The sequence below is a fragment of the Saccharomonospora piscinae genome, assembly GCF_005862235.1.
Lineage (GTDB): Bacteria > Actinomycetota > Actinomycetes > Mycobacteriales > Pseudonocardiaceae > Saccharomonospora > Saccharomonospora piscinae.
Window position 1 is genome coordinate 373,414 of the sequence record NZ_VCEK01000001.1, and the last position, 18,886, is coordinate 392,299.

Consider the following 18,886-nt stretch of genomic DNA (forward strand, 5'->3'; position numbering starts at 1 on the left):
GACGGTCGTCGCGTGTGGTGTTGCGTCAGCGACCCCGGCCGAGTTTCCACGATTCGCGCACGTGGCAGTTGTGGTTGGCCCACCACTGCAGATCGACCCGGTCGACGTGGAGCCGTGCCGGGAGCAGGTGGCGCAGATCCTCGCCGACGCTGTCCGGGGTGATTGTCTCGGCTCGCCGGTCCAGGGTCAGGTGCGGGACCGGGTCCGGGAACCGGCCGCCGTAGGGCGGGCAGTGCGGGAAGGCGTCCACCAGGGCGGCGGTCAACGCTCGGAACGGCTCGTCCGGATCGGGACGCAGGTGGATCAGGCCGTCGGGAAAGGTCTCGACCCTCGCGAGAGTGGTGTCGAACGGCTCCGCCGCCGCCACGATCCGCTCGACCGTGTCGAGGTCCGGTTGCGACGGCGTCGTCAGCCAGGGCCCCAGCACCGTGATGTGCGCGTGGGAGAAGGCGGGGTCCGAGGACAGGAACGAGGCGTCGTAGTGGGCGGTCCGGCGCTGGATGTAGTCCTCGAACGCGGGTACCGCGACGGCGAGGACCGAGTGCCCTGCGGTCATCCCGACTACGGTGCCGCTGTCCCGGCCCGGGCGGTGGACGCCGTGGGGGCGTCGGCAGCGCACGCGACCTCCCAGGCGGCCTCGATCATCCGAAAGACCTCGTCCACCGCGCCCTCGGGATCCGCGGCGTCCCTGGCCAGCGAGTAGGCGTCGACGGCGAACCGCGCGATCGCCCGGCAGGCCGTGGTGGCCCGCGGCAGGCCGAGGTCGGCGGCGATGGCCGTGGCCAGCGACGTCGCGTGGCGCAGCCGCACCGCCGCCTCGTACTGCCGCAGGGCTGGTGAGTCGTCGATCATGCGCTGGACCGGTGCGGCGCTGTCGGCCAGGCAGTGCCGCACCATGGCCTGGATCTCTCGGCGCAGTGCCGGGATGAGGGGCTCGCCTGGGGCTCGTTCGGTGACCGCCTGCCTGAGCCGGTGCTCGAAGTTCTCGTCCTGCTCGAACACGAGAGCTTCTTTGGACGCGAAGTGGGCGAACAGCGTGGTGACGGCGACGTCGGCTTCCGCGGCCACGTCACGGATGCCCACCGCGTCATATCCGCGTTCCAGGAACAGGCGCAGGGCGGCGTCGGCGATCTTCTGCCGGGTGGCGGCCTTCTTGCGCTCCCGGCGTCCGGACTGTGCGGCCATCCGCTGACACTAGCAAATGTGAAACTGAAACAAGTGCAAAAAGCTAACAGTTAGTGCTATGGTCGGTCGCATGAAGAAAGTGATCTTCGCCGAGTTCGGCGGTCCGGACGTCCTGCACCTCGCCGACGCCGAGGAACCCCACGCGGGCCCCGGCCAGATCCGCGTGGCCGTGCGGGCGGCGGGTGTGAACCCCGTGGACTGGAGGATCCGGGAAGGCCAATCGCTCGGCGCGCATCCGACGATCGAACTGCCCGCCGGAGTCGGGCTGGACGCCGCCGGCGTGGTGGACGAGGTCGGTGCGGGCGCTGAGGATATTGACGGCGTCAAGGTCGGCGACCACGTCTTCGGCGAAGGCACGGACACCTATGCGGAGTTCGCCGTGCTGTCGGCCTGGGCCCGGATGCCGGAGGGCCTGACGTTCGACGAGGCGGCCGGATACCCCTCCGTGATGGAGACCGCGCTGCGCATCATCCGTGAGGTCGGTGTGCAGCCCGGGCAGACGCTGCTGGTCAGCGGCGCCTCCGGTGGCGTCGGATCGGCGGTGCTGCAGATCGCCCGCCACCGCGGCATCACGGTGATCGGCACAGCCGGGGCCGCGAACCAGGACTATCTGCGCAGCCTCGGTGCCCTCGCCACGACGTACGGCGAGGGCTGGGCCGACCGGGTGCGGCGGCTCGGCCGGGTCGACGCGGCTCTCGACCTGGCAGGCTCGGGGGTGATCCGCGAACTCGTCGAGCTGACCGGAGACCCACAGAGGGTGATCTCGATCGCCGATCTCGCCCCTGCGCTCGGTGTGCGCTTCTCCGGCGTGGCCGGGAGCATGCCGGACGCGCTCGCCGAGACCGTGGACCTCATCACCCGGCGCAAACTTCGCATTCCGGTGGCGAAGTCGTACACCCTCGCCGAAGCGGCGGCGGCGCACGCCGACAGCCAGGCCGGTCACACGCGCGGGCGCCGCGTCCTGCTCGTGTGACCGTTACTCCGCCTCCGGGGGCCAGTGTGTCCGAACAGTCAGCACCGGACGTGTTCGGACCTACTGGACGGACCAGCGGCCCGGCGCGCGGTCAGGTCTTGTCGGTCGTCCAGCCGCTACAGCGGTCCCAGATCCCGGCCCGGTTCACGCAACCGCGGTACTGGATCGTGTTGCCCTCGGCGAAGCTCAGGTTGATGACCGAGGGACTGGCGTTGCACCCTCCGCTGAAGTTGTAGCGTCGCTCTCCGCCCCCGTCGTACTTGTACAGCAGGTACACCGGATTGCCGTCACACGCGGTGTCGTCGAGCGTGAACACCTCACCGTGTGACTTGAAGGTGACCGTGACGCCGTCAATTCGAGCCGAACTGTCGGCTGCGGCAGTCGGTGCGCTGATGAGCGACATGCCCAGCATCGCAGCGACGGTGGTCCCCACCATGGTCCAGCGTTTCATGCGTCCCATCGATGACTCTCCCCCTCATGGAGATCGTGGGTGGTACGTCGATGCGGAATCGTCGAGGTCGTGGACCCGTCGCCCGCATCGACTCGGACGCGGTCTACGCTACTTCTCCCCCAGGCAGACCGGCGTCAGGCGAACACCCGACAGAACCCGAGTCACTGTGGCGGCCCCCAGATCGGCGGCCCAGAACTCCCGGACCTCAACCGACGGTGTAGACGTCCGTGGGCTCGCGGTGGTAGCCCTTCGCGCCGACCGCGCGGGCCAGCGGACTGCGCGGGTCCTCGTCGGCGGCGAGCCGGTCGAGGACGTAGCGGAAGTCGTAGCGGGGCGCCCAGCCGAGTTCGGCGCGGGCGCGTTCGTTGACGTACACGCGGTCGAGGTGCGGGAACAGTTCCCAGCCCCGTCGCCCGTACTCCGCGTCGACACCGGGTACCAGGCGGCGCACCACCGCGGCCGCGTCCCGGCCCAGCTCGGGCAGGTCGGCCCGGGTGAACGGGGTGGTGGCGCTGACGACGTAGCGGCCGAACCCGATGTCCGGTGCGCGCTCGGCCGCCACCAGGTGCGCGTCGACGACGTCGCGCAGGTCGACGCGGCGGTACAGGTACTCGTTGGCCTTGACGTTCGCGTCGGCCCAGCGGGCACGGACCTCGGGACGGTCGTCGAGCTCGGGGAAGAACCGCGCGGTGCGCAACACCACCACGGGCAGGCCGTGGTCCCGGTGGACCAGTTCGCACAGCTGCTCGGCCGCCACCTTGGTGGTGCCGTAGATGTTCTTCGGCAGCGGGGTGACGTCCTCGGTGATCCACGCGGCGGGTTGTCCCGCGTCGGGGGTCAGCGCGCGCCCGAAGGCGCTGGTGGTGCTGGTGAACACGAACCGCTCGACCCCGGCCGTGACCGACTCCTCCAGCAGCGCCAGCGTGCCGGTGACGTTGGTGTCGACGAATGCCTGCCGCTCGTGCGTGCCCACGTGGGGTTTGTGCAGGGTCGCGGTGTGCAGGACGGTGCTCACACCGCGCAGGCAGCTCCGGACCACGTCCCGGTCGGTGATGGAGCCGACCACCGTCGTGAACGGGGAGCTCTGGACGTCGAGCCCCACGACGTCGCGGCCCTGTTCCCGCAGCACTCGCACCAGCGCCTCACCGAGGTGCCCTGCGCTGCCGGTCACCAGTACGCGCGAGCCGGTGGATGGGGACACGGGACCTCCAGGTGATCGTCGAGACTGCCGCGGCGGGCCCGATGCTAGGACACCGCCCGGCACCCGGCGATTCCTTTTCCCGTGCGGGCGCCCGGCCGTGGCCCGCTGTTCGCTGCGGCACACCACGCGGACGCGGCGCACGGCCCCGATCCCGGGGCCGGTACCGTCGCTGCGCGCAGTGCAGGCAGGGAAGGATCCGAGGAGTTGTCGACGTCCGTTTCGTCGCCCGAGCGGGCGGCCGACGAGCCCGCCACACCACGACCCGAACGCCGGTTCCGGCCCGAATTGCAGGGCCTGCGGGCGCTGGCGGCGCTGCTCGTGGTCGTCTATCACGTGTGGCTGGACCGGGTCTCCGGTGGTGTGGACGTGTTCTTCGTCATCACCGGCTTCCTGCTGACCGGGCAGCTGTACCGGGCGAGCCGACGGGGCCGCATCGACTTCCGCGCGCTGTGGGGCAGGGTGATCACCCGGTTGTTCCCCGCCGCGCTCACGGTGCTGCTGGCCACGATGGCGGCGGCCGTGGTGCTGCTGCCCGAGAACCGCTGGGCGCAAACGATCAAGGAGGTCGTCGCGTCGGCGCTGTTCGTGGAGAACTGGCGGCTGGCCGCGGACTCGGCGGACTACTTCGCCCAGCACTCCACGGCCAGCGTGGTGCAGCACTTCTGGTCGCTGTCGATCCAGGTCCAGTTCTACCTGGTGTGGCCGGTGGTGGTGGCGCTGATCGCGCTGGCCGCCCGCCGCGCGGGCTGGGGGCTGCGACCCGCGCTGCTGGCCTCGCTGGGGGTGGTGTTCGCGCTCTCGTTGACCTACTCGGTGTGGCTGACCGCGGCCGACCAGCCGCTGGCCTACTTCCACTCCGCCACCCGCGTATGGGAGTTCGCGCTGGGCGGGCTGCTGGCACTGGCCATCGACGCGGTGCGGCTGCCCCGGGCACTGCGCCTCGCGTGTGGCTGGGCCGGTGTGCTCGCTCTGGTCCTGTGCGGGATCGTGTGGCCGGTCGGCACCGTGTTCCCCGGCTACGCGGCGCTGTGGCCGACGATGGCGGCGGTGCTGGTGCTGCTGGCGGGCGCCACCGGCAGCCGGGCGGGCGCGGACCGGTTCCTGTCGTCCCGGCCGCTGGTGCGCCTCGGCGATCTCAGCTACGCGCTGTATCTGTGGCACTGGCCGGTGCTGCTGCTGTTCCTGATCACCCTCGAACGGCAGGACGCGGGCGCGGTCGGCGGCGCGGTGGTGATCGCCGTGTCGGTCGCGCTGGCGATGGCCACGCACCGCTGGGTGGAGAACCCGGTGCGGGTGTCCGGCATCGGCGCGCGCACGCGGTGGGGCGCCTACCGGTTCGGGCTGCTCACACTGGTACCCGTGTTGCTGGCGGCCGGTGCCTGGCAGGGCCTGACCGCGCAGCGCGCGTCGTTCGACGTCGAGGCCCAGCAGATCGACACGCTGGGCGCCCACGCCGTCTCCGCGCAGGCCCCGCTGCTGGACTCCGGCAGCCCCGTCATCCCACCGTTCGCGGCGCTGCCGGAGGAGTTCGACAGCTTCCCCGACGACGAGTGCCGGTACTCGCCCCGGCACGAGGACCTGCGCATCTGCACGGTCGACCCCGAGGGTCCGCCGACGCGGCGCGTGGTCGTCGTGGGCGACTCGCACTCCCAGCAGTACATCGCCGCCCTGCGACCGGTCGTCGACCGCCGCGGCTGGCAGATCATCTCCATCGGCAAGGGCGGCTGCCCGTTCACCGCCGGAGCCGACGTGGCGCCCGACTGCCGAAGCTGGAACGACGCCGCGCTCGCCGAGATCCTCGACACCCGCCCCGACGCGGTGATCACCATGGCCACCCGCGACGTCCGCGCGGGGCTCACCGAACGCACCCCGCCCGGCTACATCGCCCAGTGGCGGGCGCTCGCCGACGCGGACATCCCGGTCGTGGGCATCCGGGACAGCCCCCGGTTCGACTACGAACCGTCCGAGTGCGTGCGCCGCCACGGGATCAGCGCGGACCGGTGCGACGCGCCGCGGCGGGAGTTCCTGTCACCGCGACCGCCGTACCGCGACGCGCCGGGCGTGCCAGGTGGGGTGGAGTTCCTCGACTTCAGCGACTTCTTCTGCGGACCCGAGGTGTGCCCGCCGGTGATCGGCAACGTGCTTGTGTACATGGACGACAACCACGTCACCGCGACCTACCTGGAGACCATGTCGCCGATGGTCGAGGCACGCTTGAGCGCCGCGCTGCGCTGGCACACCGACACCGGCTCGGGGCCACGCCGCTGACCCCGAGCCGCCGCGACCCCACGGAGGTCGACGCGCCCCGAGCGAACCGGCCGCGAAACGGGCATCCCCCGGACATGACCGACGCGACGATCCACTCCCTGACCCCGTACCTCGCGGTGACCGACGCCCGCCGCGCCCTCGACTTCTACGTCGCCGTGTTCGGCGCCCAGCGGCGCGGCGAGCCCGTCGTCATGCCCGACGGGCGCATCGGCCACGCCGAACTCGGCCTCGGCGACTCGGTCCTGATGCTCGCCGAGGAGTTCCCCGAGATCGACCACCTCGCCGCGACCACCGGCGGTCCCGCCGTCCGGGCGGAGGTCGCGGACGTCGACACCGCCGTGGCCCGTGCCGTCGAACTCGGCGCACAGCAGTGGGGACCGATCGAGGACACTGGCCACGGCCGCACCGGACGGCTCCGCGACCCGTTCGGCCAGCGGTGGCTCCTCACCCAGTCACCCGCTGGCCGGGATCACGCCTGACGCGCCTGCGCCTGCCGCGGCAACACCCGCCGCAGGATGTCGGTGACCGTGACGACCCCGAACCGGTCGCCGTCCATCACCACCGCGAGCTGCTCGCTCGTCCCACGCATCCGCCCCAGCGCCTCGTACACCGGGGTCGCCGCGGTGAGCGTGAGGGCGGGCCGGGCGAGCTCACCGGCCGGCGCGTCCGCCGGTTCGAGCAGCGTGTCCCGCACATGCACGAGCCGGGGCGCGCCACCGTCGGGCCGGTGGACGAGAATGCGCATGTGCCCGGACCGCGCCGCGGCCTCCCGCACGTCGGCCACCGTCGCGTCGGAGGGCACCGAGGTGGGGGGTCGATGCCGCGCGACCAACTGCCCCGCCGCCAGACTCTCCAGCTCCAGCACGTCGGAGATCTGCGACTGCGAGGACACGTCCAGCGTGCCCACCGACGCGGAGTGCTCCACCAGGTGACGGATCGTGTCGACGTCCTGACCGCCCACGGCGGCCCGCTCGACCGGCGTCACCCCGCTCGCCGCCACCAGCCGGTTCGCCATGGCGTTGACCCACAGCAACAGCGGCCGGAACACCCACGCGAACCCGCGCGACGGCAGGCCCGTGAGCTTCGCGGCCTTCTCCGGGTGCGCGATGGCCCACGACTTGGGTGCCATCTCACCCACCACGAGGTGCAGGAACGTCACCAGCAACAGCGACAGCACGAACGAAGCGCCGTCGGCGAACCAGTACGGAAACCCCCACGACGAGAAGGTCGGGCTCAGCCACGAATCCATCGCGGGCTTGGTCACCGCACCCAGCGCGAACGTACACGCCGTGATCCCGAGCTGCGCCACCGCGAGCATGATCGTCAACTCGTTCATGCCCCGCAACGCCGCCCGCGCCGACCGGCTGTGCTCCACCTCCGCCTCAAGCCGGTGCCTGCGCGCACCCAGCAACGCGAACTCGATGATCACGAAGAACGCGCTGAGGACGATCAGCGCGATCGTCACCAGCACCACGACCACGGGATTGCTCATCCTCGCTCGCCCTCCTCCGTGGCCGCGTCCTGGGAATCGGGCACTTCGACGACTCTGACCCGCAGCCGGCTCGGCACATGCCGGGACAACGCCAGGACGTCGACGTCCAGAGCCCGATGCACCGGCGGGTCCTCCAGCAGGTCCGCTGGGTCGTCGGGCAACGGCACCCGCACCCGCTCCCCCGGCTCCGGAAGGGCACCACGCTCGGCGATCAGCAGCCCGGCGAACGTCTCGAAGTCCCCCTCGGGCATCGGGCGCTCCAGCGCACGCCCGACCTCGTCGATGTGCACATCGCCATCCATCCGCCACGTGTCCGCCGACTCCCGCACCCACGTGACCTGCGGGCCCTCGTCGTGCTCGTCGGTGATCTCGCCGACCAGCTCCTCCGCGAGATCCTCGGTGGTCAGCACCCCGGTGAACCCGCCGTACTCGTCGATCACACAGGCGAGCTGGTTCCGCGTCCGCGTCAACTCCGTGAGCGCGTCCGGCAACGACATCAACGTGGGAATCACCAGCGGCGACCGCATGATGCCCGTCACCGGGGCGTCGTCGGGTGCGCTACCGCGAAGCAGATCGACGAGCTGCACCACACCGATCGGCTCCCCGCGCTCGTCCACCACCGGATACCGGGTGTGCCCACTCGCCATCAGCTCACGCAGCTCGCCGATCGTCGTGCTCGGCGACACCGTGCCGATCCGCGACCTCGGAATCATCGCGTGCTCGACGTCCTGCTCAGGGAAGTCGAGGATCCGGTCGATGAGCACCGACAGGTCGGCGGGCAGGTCACCACTGTCCCGGGAATCCGCGACGGCACGTTTCAGGTCCTCAGCGGTCGCGCTGGTGTCCAGATCATGCACCGGCTCGATCCGCAACGCCCGCAACAGCGCGTTCGAGGCATGGTCGAACACGGTGATCAGCCAACCGAACACGGCCAGATAGATCGCCGTCGACCGCGCGAGCGCACGCGCCAGCGGTTCGGGGTTCGCCACGGCGAGGTTCTTCGGATACAACTCGCCGAAGATCATCTGCACCACGGTGGCGACGACCAGCGCCAGCACCGTCCCGATCGAGATGCTGACGGCCGCCGGAACACCAGCGCCCCCCAGCAGCTCACCCAGCGCCTCGCCCACCATGGGCTCCGCGACGTAGCCGACCAGCAGGCCCGTCACGGTGATGCCCAGCTGCGCGCCCGAGAGCATGAACGACGTGCGGCGAGTCACCTTGAGCGCTCGCTTCGCCGCCGCGTCACCCGCCTCGGCCCGCGCGCCGAGCCTCGAGCGGTCCACCGACATGTAGGCGAACTCCTGGGCGACGAAGTACCCGTTCGCGGCGATGATCAACAGGATTGCGGCGACACCCAGCAGGAGCGTGAGAACCGTCGCCATCAGACGGGCCCCCGCTCACCAGCACGGACACCGCGGACGGACGACGCGGCGACGGAACAACTATGACTCGGGTCGTCTTGCGACGACCCGGAACTCGCGGACGAGTCCATCAGCGGATTCACTCTCCAGCACAAAAGGTACGTTTCGCTCATCGTATAAGCACCCGAGTACGAGCACGGGCCGCCGCCGAGCCGGACGGGACACGTCGAGTCGGTACCGCAGGCGAGCCGGTGTCAGTAAACTCTCGGTAGTTCGGCCAACCGATCTCGGATCGCAGGGTAGGCGGGTGGGGGATGACAGGCGATCTCGCTCGCGCGGCGTCGCGGGCGCACGTGTATCCGGCGTCGTCGACCCAGAGCCGTCTGATCATGATGCGCTACGCGCGGGGCGCGGTGCCCGCGCAGGTCGTCGGTGTGCATCTGCTGGTGCGGGGACCGTTGGACCTCGATCGGCTGCGGGAGGCGCTGGTGGCGCTCGTCCGCAGGCACACCATTCTGCGCACCAACTACGCGCTCGCCGAGTCCGGCGAGGTGCTGGCGATCCTGCACCAGTACGAGGGGCCGGACCTGTTCGAGCTGTGCGGCGAGACCGGATTGTCCGACGTCCGGGACATCGGCGACCACGTGAACACCCTGCTCGGGCGGATCGTTGACCGGTTCACGTCCCCGGACCGGCACTCGATACTCCAGGCCGTTGTCATTCCGCACGTGGCGGACCTGCACAGCCTCGTCCTGGCGATCGATCACATCGCCGTCGACGAGCGTTCCAAGGCCGTCCTGCAGAGCGAACTGGCCGTGCTGTACGCGGGTGAGGGCGACACCCTCGCCGAGCCGCATCCCTACGACGCGGCCGGGGTCCGCAACACGTTCCCGGAGATCGACGAGGTGGCGGGGCTTAGGGACCTGCTCACGCCGCTACCACCGCGGTTTCTGCCCAGCCCGGACCCGCGTGGTGAACCGGGATCGTTCCGGCCGGTGATGGCCACCCGCACGCTCGGCGCGGCGGTCCGGGAGCGCATGGAGGCGTCGTCGCGGCGGCATCGCTGCACCCGATTCGTCCTGCACGTCGCCGCGGTCATGTGGGCGCTCAAACAGTTCTCCGAGTCCGACGACATCAGCCTCGTCATTCCCATGGACACGCGGCGGCGGCCTCAGGACTTCGACACGGTCGGCTTCTTCCAGAACCTGGTCCTGCTGCGTTCCCGCTCACCGCGCGCGGCGGGTCTCGGCGGCACCCTGGAAGAATGCCGGTCGCTCGTCCGGGACGCCTTCGGGCGCCGCGACTATCCGATCGCGACCCTCATGGCCGCCGCCCGGGCCGAGCGTGGGGCCGTGCCGTGCCGCAATCCCCTCTATCAGGTCGCGCTGCTCTACGCGACCGAAAACGTCGATCTCGGCTGGACGCTCGACGGCGTCGAGGTCACGCCGGTGGAACTCGACTTCCCCGAGGCGCCCGTCGAGTTGTCCGTCTACCTCACCGAGTCCCCGTCCGACACCGAGGCGATGCTGGTCGGCGCGGCGGGCGCGCTCGACGCGGGCGACCTCGACAGACTGCTCGGGTCGTGGCGGGAGGCGATGCGCGAACTCACCGGCGCGCACCCCGCCGGGGCCGCATCGGAGCCCGCCGATCAGCTGTTCGGTTCGTCGACGAGGTAGCCGGCGCGCTGCGCGTCGTACAACCGTGCATACAGCGGCACGTCGAGTAGTTCGGCATGCGGGCCCACCGCGACGACGCGGCCCTCGTGCAGCAGGATCACCTCGTCGGCCTCCGGTGCCAGCGACATCCGGTGGGTGACGATCACGGCGATGCCGTGCCTGTTCCGGGTGACCGCGCGCGCTCGGTCCATCAGCCGGTCGAGCAGCGTCTCCTCGGCGATCGGATCGATGGCCGAGGTGGGTTCGTCGAACAGCAGCACCGGCGCGTCCGCACGCAGGAAGCCCCGCGCCAGCGCCACGCGCTGCCATTGGCCGTGTGAGGGCCGCGTGCCATGGGGCATCGTGGCCCCCAGCTCGCGCCCGAGACCGGCGCCGTCCTGCCCGGCCCAGTGTTCGAGCCCGGCGAGGTTCACCGCGTGCGTGACGTCGGCGTCGGTGAACCGGTCGTCGCCGAGCCGGACCGCGTCGCGCAGCTCGAACTCCAACTCGGCGAAATCCTGCGTGACGGCGGTGACGTCGGGTGCGCACCCGCCCGCCGTCCGGATCTCTCCGGAGCTGGGCTGGACCAATCCGCTCAGCAGGGTCACCAGGGTGGTCTTGCCGCTGCCGTTCGCGCCGACGAGAGCGTAGGTCCGGCCTGCGTCGAGTCGCAGCGAAACGTCGTGCACCGCTGGCGTCTCGGCGCCGGGATAGCGGTAGGACACGTCCCGGAGTTCGATACCGGTGCTGTCACCGGTGTCCTGGAACCGCCGTGACCCGGGGCGCAGCCGCCGGTACACGCGGTTGAGCGCGCGGACCACGCGGATCGAGTCGGCGCAGGAAGTCAGGTAGCGTGCCAGCGCGCCCACCAGCGACGTCGTCGTCGAGAGCAGCAGCAACGAGGCCAGAGTCGTCGCCAGGTCGGTGGTGCCGTGGTCGAGAGCGTGGACGAGCCCCGCGATACCCACGGCCAGCGCCGCGCTGGTCAGGACCGCACCGAGTGCGGTCCACCGCGCGCCACGCCACAGGCCCGCACTTCTGGTCGCCTCCGCCGCCTCGGCCGCGCGGCGGTGCGCTTCCAGGACGAACTCGCCGCCCCGGGACAGCAGCAGCTCTCCGGTGTGCCGCTCGTCGGTCCCGATGCCCGCGAGTTCCGCGCTCGTCCGCGCGTGCTCCGCCGCGGCGCGCTGGGCCGCGCCGACCGCCGCCTCCCTGCGCCGGACGCACAGGTACGCACCGATCGCCGCGACGGGCAGCAACAGCAACCACGGGGTCGCCAGCACGGTGATCAGCACTGTGCTGCCCAGCCGGACACTCGTACCGAGGATCAGACCGACCACGTCGGCGCCCTCGGTGAGCCGCGGCTGCTCTGAGCGCACGATCTGCAGGTCGTCGAGGAAGGAGCGCTCGGAGAAGTGTTCGATGGAGCGGACACCGTAGAGCGCACGCTGCAGATCCTCGTCGACGAGCCGGTTCGTCGCGTCCACCAGCCGGGCCGAGACGGTGAGCGAGTAACGCCCGAGCAGTACCTGCGCCGCCAGCGCCGCACACGCGACGCCGAGGAACACGACACCCGCCGAGAACTCGTCCGCCGCCCACCTGGCCACCATCACCGCGATCGCGACGGACGCGGCGACTGTGGCGACGGGGCGGACCGTGAACGTGAGGACAGTGATCCACGCGGCCCTGGAGTCCGCCCGGAACGACAAGCGAAGCAGTTCGCGAAGCGCACCACGAAACGTCATCACCGCACCGCTTCCTCATCCGGTGCGCGGTAGCGCGCTGCCTGCGAGTCGAACATGCGCGCGTACGTGCCGCCGTGGGCCATGAGCGTCGCGTGCGAACCGCGCTCCCGGATCTCGCCCGTGTCGAGCACGAGGATCTCGTCCGCGCGCCGGACGCCCGCGAAACGGTGGGACACCATGACCGTGGTGCGATCCGGCCCGGCCAGCTCGCCGAGTTCGGCGAAGAAGCGCGCCTCGGCCTGCGCGTCGAGCGCGGCCGTCGGCTCGTCCAGCACCAGCACCCGCCGGTCGTCGTCGACCATGCCCGCGAGCGCGCGTGCGGTCGCGACACGCTGCCACTGCCCGCCGGAGAGACCACTTCCGCCACCCGTCGCGGCGGTGGATCCCGGTGCCGCCCGGTCCTGCGGTGCGGCGCCGAGATCACCGAGCAGGGCCAGTACCCTCGGATCGCGTGCGCCGACGCTGGACGCCCGCCCCAGCGCGACGTTGTCGTACACCGGCACCGGATAACGGACGTACTGCTGGCCGAGGAAGGCGAACGAGTGCCGCCACGCGGTCCGCGACCTCGCGGCGGACACCTCGACACCGTCGCAGAGAATCCGCCCCGAACTGGGCGCGAGCAGCCCGACGAGCAGTTTCAGCAGGGTCGACTTCCCGGCGCCGTTGACCCCGACGACGGCCAGGCTCCGCCCGAGTCGCACCTCGAAGCTCAGCTCACAGAAGACCGGCTCGGCCGCACCGGGGTAGCCAAACGTCACCCGGTCGAACCGGATCGTGCTGCCCGGCCCCGCGTGCGGAGCCGCCGTGTGTGTCGCCACCGGCCGTGGCCGCGTTCCCGCCGTCGCGGACCGCACGCGGGCGAACACCTCGGCTCCGGTCGCCGAGTGGACCGCGTCCATCGTCACGCCGAACAGCAGCATCAGTGCCACCAGCGAGGACACGCCCATCACCAGCCGCGACGGAGCCACACCGGACTGTGCGAGCACGCTCAGCGCGAACGCCATCGAGCCGACCGCGAGCGCCAGCGCCGCCAGCAGCCGTGGGCGGATGCGCGTGGCCGGGCGGGCACCGTGCGCGGCGGCACGGAATCTGCTGATCACCCAGTCGGCCGCGCGGAAGACGATCACCTCGCGGGCCGTGCGGCGGTCGAAAGCGAGGCCGCCGAGGTACCACGCGCGCACGCTCTGGTCGTCGGTCGAGTAGGCCGCCGACTGCTCGGCGCGGTAGTCCCTTTCCATCAACACCGACAGCGTGACGAACGCCGCCAGCACGGGCAGGCCCGCGACCGGCTCGACGAACACGAGCACGAGTCCCGGGATCACCGCCTGCGCGCGCAACAGGAGGTAGCGCACGGTCGACACCACGAGCCGCCGGATCGGTGGTGCGGACCCCAGCGCGTCGAGCGCGGCCTGAAGTGCGTGCGGCGTCGCACCGGGTGCGTCGAGCCGGGCGCGGACCAGTGCCTGTTCCGATTCGGCCTGCAGGCGCCCGCCATAGCGGTCGGCGAGGACGTCGATCACCATGTTGGTGAGCTGGTCGAGTAGGAAGAGCGCCACGAACAGCGCACCCGCCAGGGCCAGCCCCGACGCGCCGCTGGCGGCGCTGCCCAGGACGTGCCCGACCGCCACGATGGACGCGGCCGGCACCGAACCGCCCGCGAGGACGAGCAGTGCGATCCCGACGGTGAACCCGGGCAGCAGCCGCCACCCCAGCGCGAACAGGCGCAGCCGCCTGCCGAACCTGATGCTCGCCCGCGAGACGCTGTGGGGCTCGTGTGGTTGCCGTCGGGTCACTCCCCGAGTTCCTGTTCGACGAGATCCACGATCGCCGCCACGGTGTCGGCCGCGAACAGGTCCAGCACCTCGAGACTGACTTTCCACCTGGCCTCGAAGACGTTGGTGATGGCCACCACGTCCACGGAGTCGATCCCGAAGTCGAGAATCCCGACCTCCATCACCTGCTCGTCGCTGAGGTGGGCGAAATCCCCGCGCTCCCGCAGCAGCCTGATCAGCACCCCGGCGATCTCCTCCCGCGCGGGGAGGATTCCGGTGTTGTCCCCCGCCGGGGAGAGTCGCTGGTCCTCGTGCGCTGGCGGGGCAGCCGGGACAGCCGAGGCCGTCGCGGCAGCGGCGACGACCGTGCCGGCCGAAACACCGTCTCCAGCGGTGGCACCCGGGTCGTCGGGGTCGCGTTCAGCGGACAGCACCAAGTGAACGCTGGTGCCGCTCGCGCCGAACCCGCTGATGCCGGCCAGGGAGGTCCCTGACGGGAACACAGTGGGTCCGGTGGACGGTTGGGCGGTCCAGTCGCGCGCGTCCGGGCCCAGTTCGGTGAAGTTCGCCGTCGGCGGGATCCAGCCACGCTTGATTCCGAGCAGCACGTTCACCAGGGACGCGACGCCGGCGGCCGTGTCGAGGTGTCCCAGCGTCGGTTTCACCGAGCCGACCGGCAGGTGTGTGCGGCGCGAACCGAACACCTCGTGCAACGCGCCCAGCTCGACGAGGTCACCAACGGGAGTGCCCGTGCCGTGCCCCTCGACGTAGGCGAAGTCGTCCGGCCCGACGCCCGCGTCCGCCATCGCGCCGCGGATGACCCGTACCTGCCCGTCGAACGCGGGCGCGGCGTAGCTCGCCCGCTGCCCGCCGTCACTTCCCGAGTGGATTCCCTCGATCACCCCGTGAATCACGTCGCCGTCGGCGACCGCGTCGTTGTAGCGACGGAGCACGACAACCCCGCCCCCGCTGCCGCCGACGGTGCCGTCGGCGGCAGCGTCGAACGCCCGGCACACCCCGGTGGGAGACAGAATTCCCCCACGCTGCCACCGGTAGCCGCGGCGGTCGGGGAAGTACAGGGCCGCCGCGCCGGCCAAAATGGTGTCGGTCCGTCCGCTGCGCAGCAGCAGAACCGCGTGGTCCACCGCGGCCAGCGCCGTCGAACACGCGGTCTGCACGTTGACGCTCGGCCCCGTCAGGCCGAGGCGGTGGGAGACCCGCCCCACGCAGTGGTCGCTGCTGTTGCCGATGAGAACCTCGGGGAAGGCGAGCTGGTCCCGCAACGCGGCATCCCGCTGGATCCGGGTCGTGAAATGGGAGTCGAGCGAATGGCCCGCGTACAGGCCCATCCCGATACCGCCCACGACACCGATGTCGCGGCCGCGAACACTGTCCGGGCTCATGCCCGCATCGCGCAGCGCCCCGGCGCAGCAGTCGAGAAACAGCAGGTGCTGCGGGTCCGTGACCGCCAGCTCGTGTGCGCTGACGTCCCCCAGGTGGCGCGCTGTCCGCGGGGTCCACTCCGCGCGGGCCGACCGGGCGACGTAGTCGTCCCGGGTGAACTCCGATTCCGGCACGCCCGCGGCGAGCAGCTCACTGCGCGACACGTCCACGACGGCGCTCTTCCCGGACGCGAGGAACGAGTCGATCTCCGCGCGCTCACGCCCTGCGGGAAGGCAGACGTCGTACCCCACGATCGCGATCCTGTCGCTCAACCGCCGCTCCTGTTCTGACTCGTTTCGATGTGGTCCGCGAGTGCGGCCAGGGTCGGATACCGCATCAGCTCCAGCACACCGACGGTGTGGCCGGTGTGTTCGGTGACGACGCGCGCCAGGTTCGGCATGTCCACCGACGTCAGCCCCATCTCGAACCAGCTCCGGCCCAGGCCCAGGACGTCGGGACCGAGAAGCGGGCGCACCACGTGGGCGAGTTCCACGGCGGCGGGTGGCCACCCGGCCAGGTCGGGTGCCTCACGGTCCGCGCTCGCCGCGGCAGACGCGGGGGTGGCCGGATCACCCGCTCGCTCGGCGACGAGCGGCGTGTGCTCGCCCACACCGAGCAACACGGAGCGCGTGGGCCCCGCCACCAGGCATGCCGCGAGATCCATGACGCTGACCTCCTCGAGGCCCAGCGCCTCCGCGACCGCCACGTCCGCCTCGCCGGTCTGCCGGGCCTCGCGCACGGAGGTGACCGACACGGTCGTTCTCGGCACCGCCGCCGCCCGTTCCGCGATGATCTCGGACGCGGCGCACGCCGCCGCGTAGAACTCGACTCCCGTTCCCCCGAGGTGGGCGTTGACCGACGACACGATCGTCAGGTGGGCGTCCAGGCAATGGGCCAGCTCCACGGCCGCGCGGACCCCGTCGGTCTTCGGGCCGACGAGCCGCTCGACCCTGTCCTCGGGTGCGGGCCTCGGCGCTCCGGCCAGGTGAACCACCTGGGTCCGTTCCCCGGCATTCCACCCGAGTTCGTCCACCAGCCCGCGCACCGCCGCTGCCGAGTTGAGGTCGACGCCGATCCGGTCGATTCCCCCTGCCGTACCGCTGCGCCCCCGGGCGGGGCGGCCGACGAGCGTGACCCGCGCGCCGCGCAGCGACAGTTCGGCACCAAGCGCCTCACCGAGCCGACCGGTACCGCCGACAAGGACGAAATGGTCCGCCCGCGAGGAGTCCCGCTCGGCGGGAACCGGTACGCGAAGCCGCCGCCAGAGGTCACCACGCGGACCCACGAAGAGGTCCGCGGTCGTGCCCTGAGCCAGCTCGTCGTCGAGGACGTCCTCCAGCGTCCGCTGCTCCACGACGGGATGCGCCCAGACTGTGCGCACCGACCGGGCTCCGGCACCGTGCGCACGAGCGCGCAGGAACGCCGCCACCGGATGAGACCGGGGCAGACGCTCCGCCCGCCCCTCGTGTGCCTCGATGACGACGCAGACGTCCCGCCCGCGTAGCCGGGCGGGTTCGACGGCGTGGTGCCAGTGTTCGAGCAGGTCGTGCAGCTGGTGCGGGTGGTAGTCGGACACCGCGGAGTGGACCAGCCCCGGACCGCGCAGGATGACCGGCCCCTCGGCCCGGCGCGACCGCCGGGTTCCGGGCACCGCCGCCGCGGGTGTCCACGCCAACTCCCACAGTCGCGCGGGATCGGGGTCGATGAATCTGTCCACCAGCTTGCCCTTGCGGACCTTGCCGATACTCGTCCGCTCGATCGCCGCGGCGGGAACGTCGAGCACGTGGTCGACCGGAATGCCGATGATCTTCTCAACGCGGCGTCGCACGTCGGCGCACACCGCGGCGACCTCCCCGTCGACCGAACAGAACACGGCGATCTCATCGCGCTCGGCGGGACGTGCCCGGTACGAGGTGACCACCGCTGTGCCCGGGACGACGCCGTCGACCTGCTCGATCTCGCCTTCGAGGTCGGCGGAGTTGAAGGTCACGCCGTTGGCGACGATCCTCGTGCCGTCCCGGCCGACGATGTGTACCCCGTCGGCGTCGATCCGGGCGAGGTCGCCGGTCCGGAACCAGCCGTCGGCGCTGCCGGTGAGATCCCCTCCGACCAGGTAGCCCTCCAGCACCATCGACCCGCGGACCTCCAGATGCCCCACGCCCTCCTCCGCGACGTCGCTGGCGGCCGAGATCCGGACCTCGGCCCCCGGAAGCGGGAACCCCACCGAGACGGTGAGCGAGGTGTCGGCGGTCGGGTCGTAGCGCGGGCGGTACAGGACCCCCGAGCAGGTCTCCGCCATACCCCAGGCGGGAGCGAACGTGCGGGCGGGCATGCCCAGTCTGCCCAGCGACCGCTCGAAACGGGCGCAGTCGCCGGCCGACACCGCCTCTCCCCCGTTGAGGCAGAACCGGATGCTACTCAGATCCACCCGCCCGTCGAGCGGGATCTGCTCCGCCACACCCGCCAGGAGCCGATACGCGAAGTTGGGCGACCACACCGCGCTCACCCGGTGCTCGGTCACGATCCGGAACCATTCACGCGGGTCGGCGAGGATGCGCTCGGGCGCGACCGAGATGTGCTCGGCCGCGAGGACGGCGTCGCGGACATGGGCCATCAGGATGCCGCCGACGTGGGACAGCGGCATCCAGTTGAACCCGACCGTGGTGGAGTCGAGGCCGTTCACCGCCACCGCACCCAGCGCCATGTCGATGATGCCCCGGTGACGCTGTGGCACCACCTTCGGCGTGCCCGTGCTGCCCGACGTCATGAAGTGGACCCGCGAGTCCGGGCTGTCGCAGGCCCCACCAGCCGGCCCGGGCCCGCCCGTGGCGCGGTCCAGATCGAGCGGGACCGGTGTGATACCCCACTCCGCAGTCTCCGCAGCCTTCACAGCCTCCGACACGACCCGGAATCGCGTGCCCTCGGCGTGGACGAGGGCACGGATCGGTGCGTGCTCGGCGAGCGCGGCCAGCCACGCGCCGCTGTCGTCCCGGCCGTCGAGAAGTTCCGCCGGAACCAGCAGCGGCTCGATCCCCGCCACGACGCTGCCCCAGAACAGCGCGAGGATCTGCGACGGTTCGGTCGCCGCCACGACCGCGATGGAACCGACTTCGACGCCACGCTCCCGGATATCGTCGGCGATACGCCGGACACGGTCACGAAAGCCGTGCCAGCTCTCCCGCCGCCACGACCCGCCGGAGTCGACGGTGGTGACGCCGGCGGAACCTTCCGCCGCCCGGTCCAGCACACCGGACAGGCTCGCCGGAGTCGTGGGCGTGCGCAGGGCGGAGAGCGGCTGTCCCGACAGCGCGGCGAGAACACGGTGCTCCGTCCGCAT

General features: G+C 71.3%; 13 protein-coding genes and 1 pseudogene. 4 read left to right on the forward strand and 10 right to left on the reverse strand.

Annotated elements, in window-relative coordinates; translation table 11 throughout:
• Positions 1-25 precede the first annotated feature (25 nt).
• Both FFT09_RS01785 and FFT09_RS01790 read right to left on the reverse strand, forming a co-directional pair.
• Entirely contained in the window at positions 26-556 is a 531-nt protein-coding gene (locus FFT09_RS01785) for a 2'-5' RNA ligase family protein (RefSeq protein ID WP_138381615.1), read from the reverse strand.
• A 5-nt stretch (positions 557-561) separates the two neighbouring features.
• Positions 562-1,185: a TetR/AcrR family transcriptional regulator gene (locus FFT09_RS01790; protein WP_138381616.1), complete on the reverse strand. Its 624-nt coding sequence runs from the start codon at positions 1,183-1,185 to the stop codon at positions 562-564.
• Positions 1,186-1,255: 70 nt separating this feature from the next.
• Here FFT09_RS01790 and FFT09_RS01795 point away from each other — a divergent pair, with 70 nt between their 5' ends.
• Positions 1,256-2,158 carry an NADP-dependent oxidoreductase gene (locus FFT09_RS01795; protein WP_138381617.1) on the forward strand — a complete coding sequence of 301 codons (903 nt, stop codon included), beginning with the start codon at positions 1,256-1,258 and terminating at the stop codon, positions 2,156-2,158.
• Positions 2,159-2,249: 91 nt separating this feature from the next.
• Here FFT09_RS01795 and FFT09_RS01800 read toward each other — a convergent pair whose 3' ends face one another.
• Entirely contained in the window at positions 2,250-2,618 is a 369-nt protein-coding gene (locus FFT09_RS01800) for a hypothetical protein (protein WP_138381618.1), read from the reverse strand.
• 196 nt (positions 2,619-2,814) lie between these two features.
• On the reverse strand, positions 2,815-3,810 hold the full coding sequence (locus tag FFT09_RS01805) for an NAD-dependent epimerase/dehydratase family protein (RefSeq protein WP_138381619.1): 996 nt from the start codon (positions 3,808-3,810) through the stop codon (positions 2,815-2,817).
• A 204-nt stretch (positions 3,811-4,014) separates the two neighbouring features.
• On the opposite strand from FFT09_RS01805, the gene FFT09_RS01810 reads away from it, so the two are divergent.
• Both FFT09_RS01810 and FFT09_RS01815 read left to right on the forward strand, forming a co-directional pair.
• The gene (locus FFT09_RS01810; RefSeq protein WP_138381620.1) at positions 4,015-6,078 is read left to right on the forward strand and encodes an acyltransferase family protein; all 2,064 of its coding nucleotides are present in this window, start codon (positions 4,015-4,017) and stop codon (positions 6,076-6,078) included.
• Positions 6,042-6,533, forward strand: a pseudogene (locus tag FFT09_RS01815) (VOC family protein); the annotation flags it as partial. The gene FFT09_RS01810 and the pseudogene FFT09_RS01815, both read left to right, overlap by 37 nt.
• Positions 6,534-6,547: 14 nt before the next feature.
• On the opposite strand, the gene FFT09_RS01820 reads toward FFT09_RS01815, so the two are convergent.
• Together FFT09_RS01820 and FFT09_RS01825 are read right to left on the reverse strand one after the other, a co-directional pair.
• Positions 6,548-7,570: a hemolysin family protein gene (locus tag FFT09_RS01820; protein ID WP_138381621.1), complete on the reverse strand. Its 1,023-nt coding sequence runs from the start codon at positions 7,568-7,570 to the stop codon at positions 6,548-6,550.
• On the reverse strand, positions 7,567-8,955 hold the full coding sequence (locus FFT09_RS01825; RefSeq protein ID WP_208544333.1) for a hemolysin family protein: 1,389 nt from the start codon (positions 8,953-8,955) through the stop codon (positions 7,567-7,569). Before FFT09_RS01825 ends, FFT09_RS01820 begins: the two co-directional genes overlap by 4 nt.
• Positions 8,956-9,248: 293 nt before the next feature.
• Here FFT09_RS01825 and FFT09_RS01830 point away from each other — a divergent pair, with 293 nt between their 5' ends.
• Positions 9,249-10,610, forward strand: coding sequence for a condensation domain-containing protein (locus FFT09_RS01830; RefSeq protein WP_138381623.1), 1,362 nt, complete (start codon positions 9,249-9,251; stop codon positions 10,608-10,610).
• Here the strand turns inward: FFT09_RS01830 and FFT09_RS01835 are convergent.
• From FFT09_RS01835 to FFT09_RS01850, 4 genes are read right to left on the reverse strand one after another with little or no spacing between them, the layout of a single operon-like run.
• The gene (locus FFT09_RS01835; protein WP_138381624.1) at positions 10,583-12,334 is read right to left on the reverse strand and encodes an ATP-binding cassette domain-containing protein; all 1,752 of its coding nucleotides are present in this window, start codon (positions 12,332-12,334) and stop codon (positions 10,583-10,585) included. The two genes, FFT09_RS01830 and FFT09_RS01835, sit on opposite strands and share 28 nt — an antisense overlap.
• Positions 12,334-14,127: an ATP-binding cassette domain-containing protein gene (locus tag FFT09_RS01840; RefSeq protein WP_138381625.1), complete on the reverse strand. Its 1,794-nt coding sequence runs from the start codon at positions 14,125-14,127 to the stop codon at positions 12,334-12,336. Before FFT09_RS01840 ends, FFT09_RS01835 begins: the two co-directional genes overlap by 1 nt.
• On the reverse strand, positions 14,124-15,821 hold the full coding sequence (locus FFT09_RS01845) for a beta-ketoacyl synthase N-terminal-like domain-containing protein (RefSeq protein ID WP_138381626.1): 1,698 nt from the start codon (positions 15,819-15,821) through the stop codon (positions 14,124-14,126). The genes FFT09_RS01840 and FFT09_RS01845 overlap by 4 nt, the downstream gene beginning before the upstream one ends.
• The gene (locus tag FFT09_RS01850; RefSeq protein WP_138381627.1) at positions 15,818-18,886 is read right to left on the reverse strand and encodes an AMP-binding protein; all 3,069 of its coding nucleotides are present in this window, start codon (positions 18,884-18,886) and stop codon (positions 15,818-15,820) included. Before FFT09_RS01850 ends, FFT09_RS01845 begins: the two co-directional genes overlap by 4 nt.

What these genes read in the sequence shown, in the direction of transcription:
- FFT09_RS01790 (WP_138381616.1), bottom strand. Translation starts at nt 1,185, where the DNA reads ATGGCCGCACAGTCCGGACGCCGGGAGCGCAAGAAGGCCGCCACCCGG.
- FFT09_RS01850 (WP_138381627.1), bottom strand. Translation starts at nt 18,886, where the DNA reads ATGCGGACGGAGCACCGTGTTCTCGCCGCGCTGTCGGGACAGCCGCTC.
- FFT09_RS01785 (WP_138381615.1), bottom strand. Translation starts at nt 556, where the DNA reads ATGACCGCAGGGCACTCGGTCCTCGCCGTCGCGGTACCCGCGTTCGAG.
- FFT09_RS01820 (WP_138381621.1), bottom strand. Translation starts at nt 7,570, where the DNA reads ATGAGCAATCCCGTGGTCGTGGTGCTGGTGACGATCGCGCTGATCGTC.
- FFT09_RS01795 (WP_138381617.1), top strand. Translation starts at nt 1,256, where the DNA reads ATGAAGAAAGTGATCTTCGCCGAGTTCGGCGGTCCGGACGTCCTGCAC.
- FFT09_RS01830 (WP_138381623.1), top strand. Translation starts at nt 9,249, where the DNA reads ATGACAGGCGATCTCGCTCGCGCGGCGTCGCGGGCGCACGTGTATCCG.
- FFT09_RS01835 (WP_138381624.1), bottom strand. Translation starts at nt 12,334, where the DNA reads ATGACGTTTCGTGGTGCGCTTCGCGAACTGCTTCGCTTGTCGTTCCGG.
- FFT09_RS01825 (WP_208544333.1), bottom strand. Translation starts at nt 8,955, where the DNA reads ATGGCGACGGTTCTCACGCTCCTGCTGGGTGTCGCCGCAATCCTGTTG.
- FFT09_RS01800 (WP_138381618.1), bottom strand. Translation starts at nt 2,618, where the DNA reads ATGGGACGCATGAAACGCTGGACCATGGTGGGGACCACCGTCGCTGCG.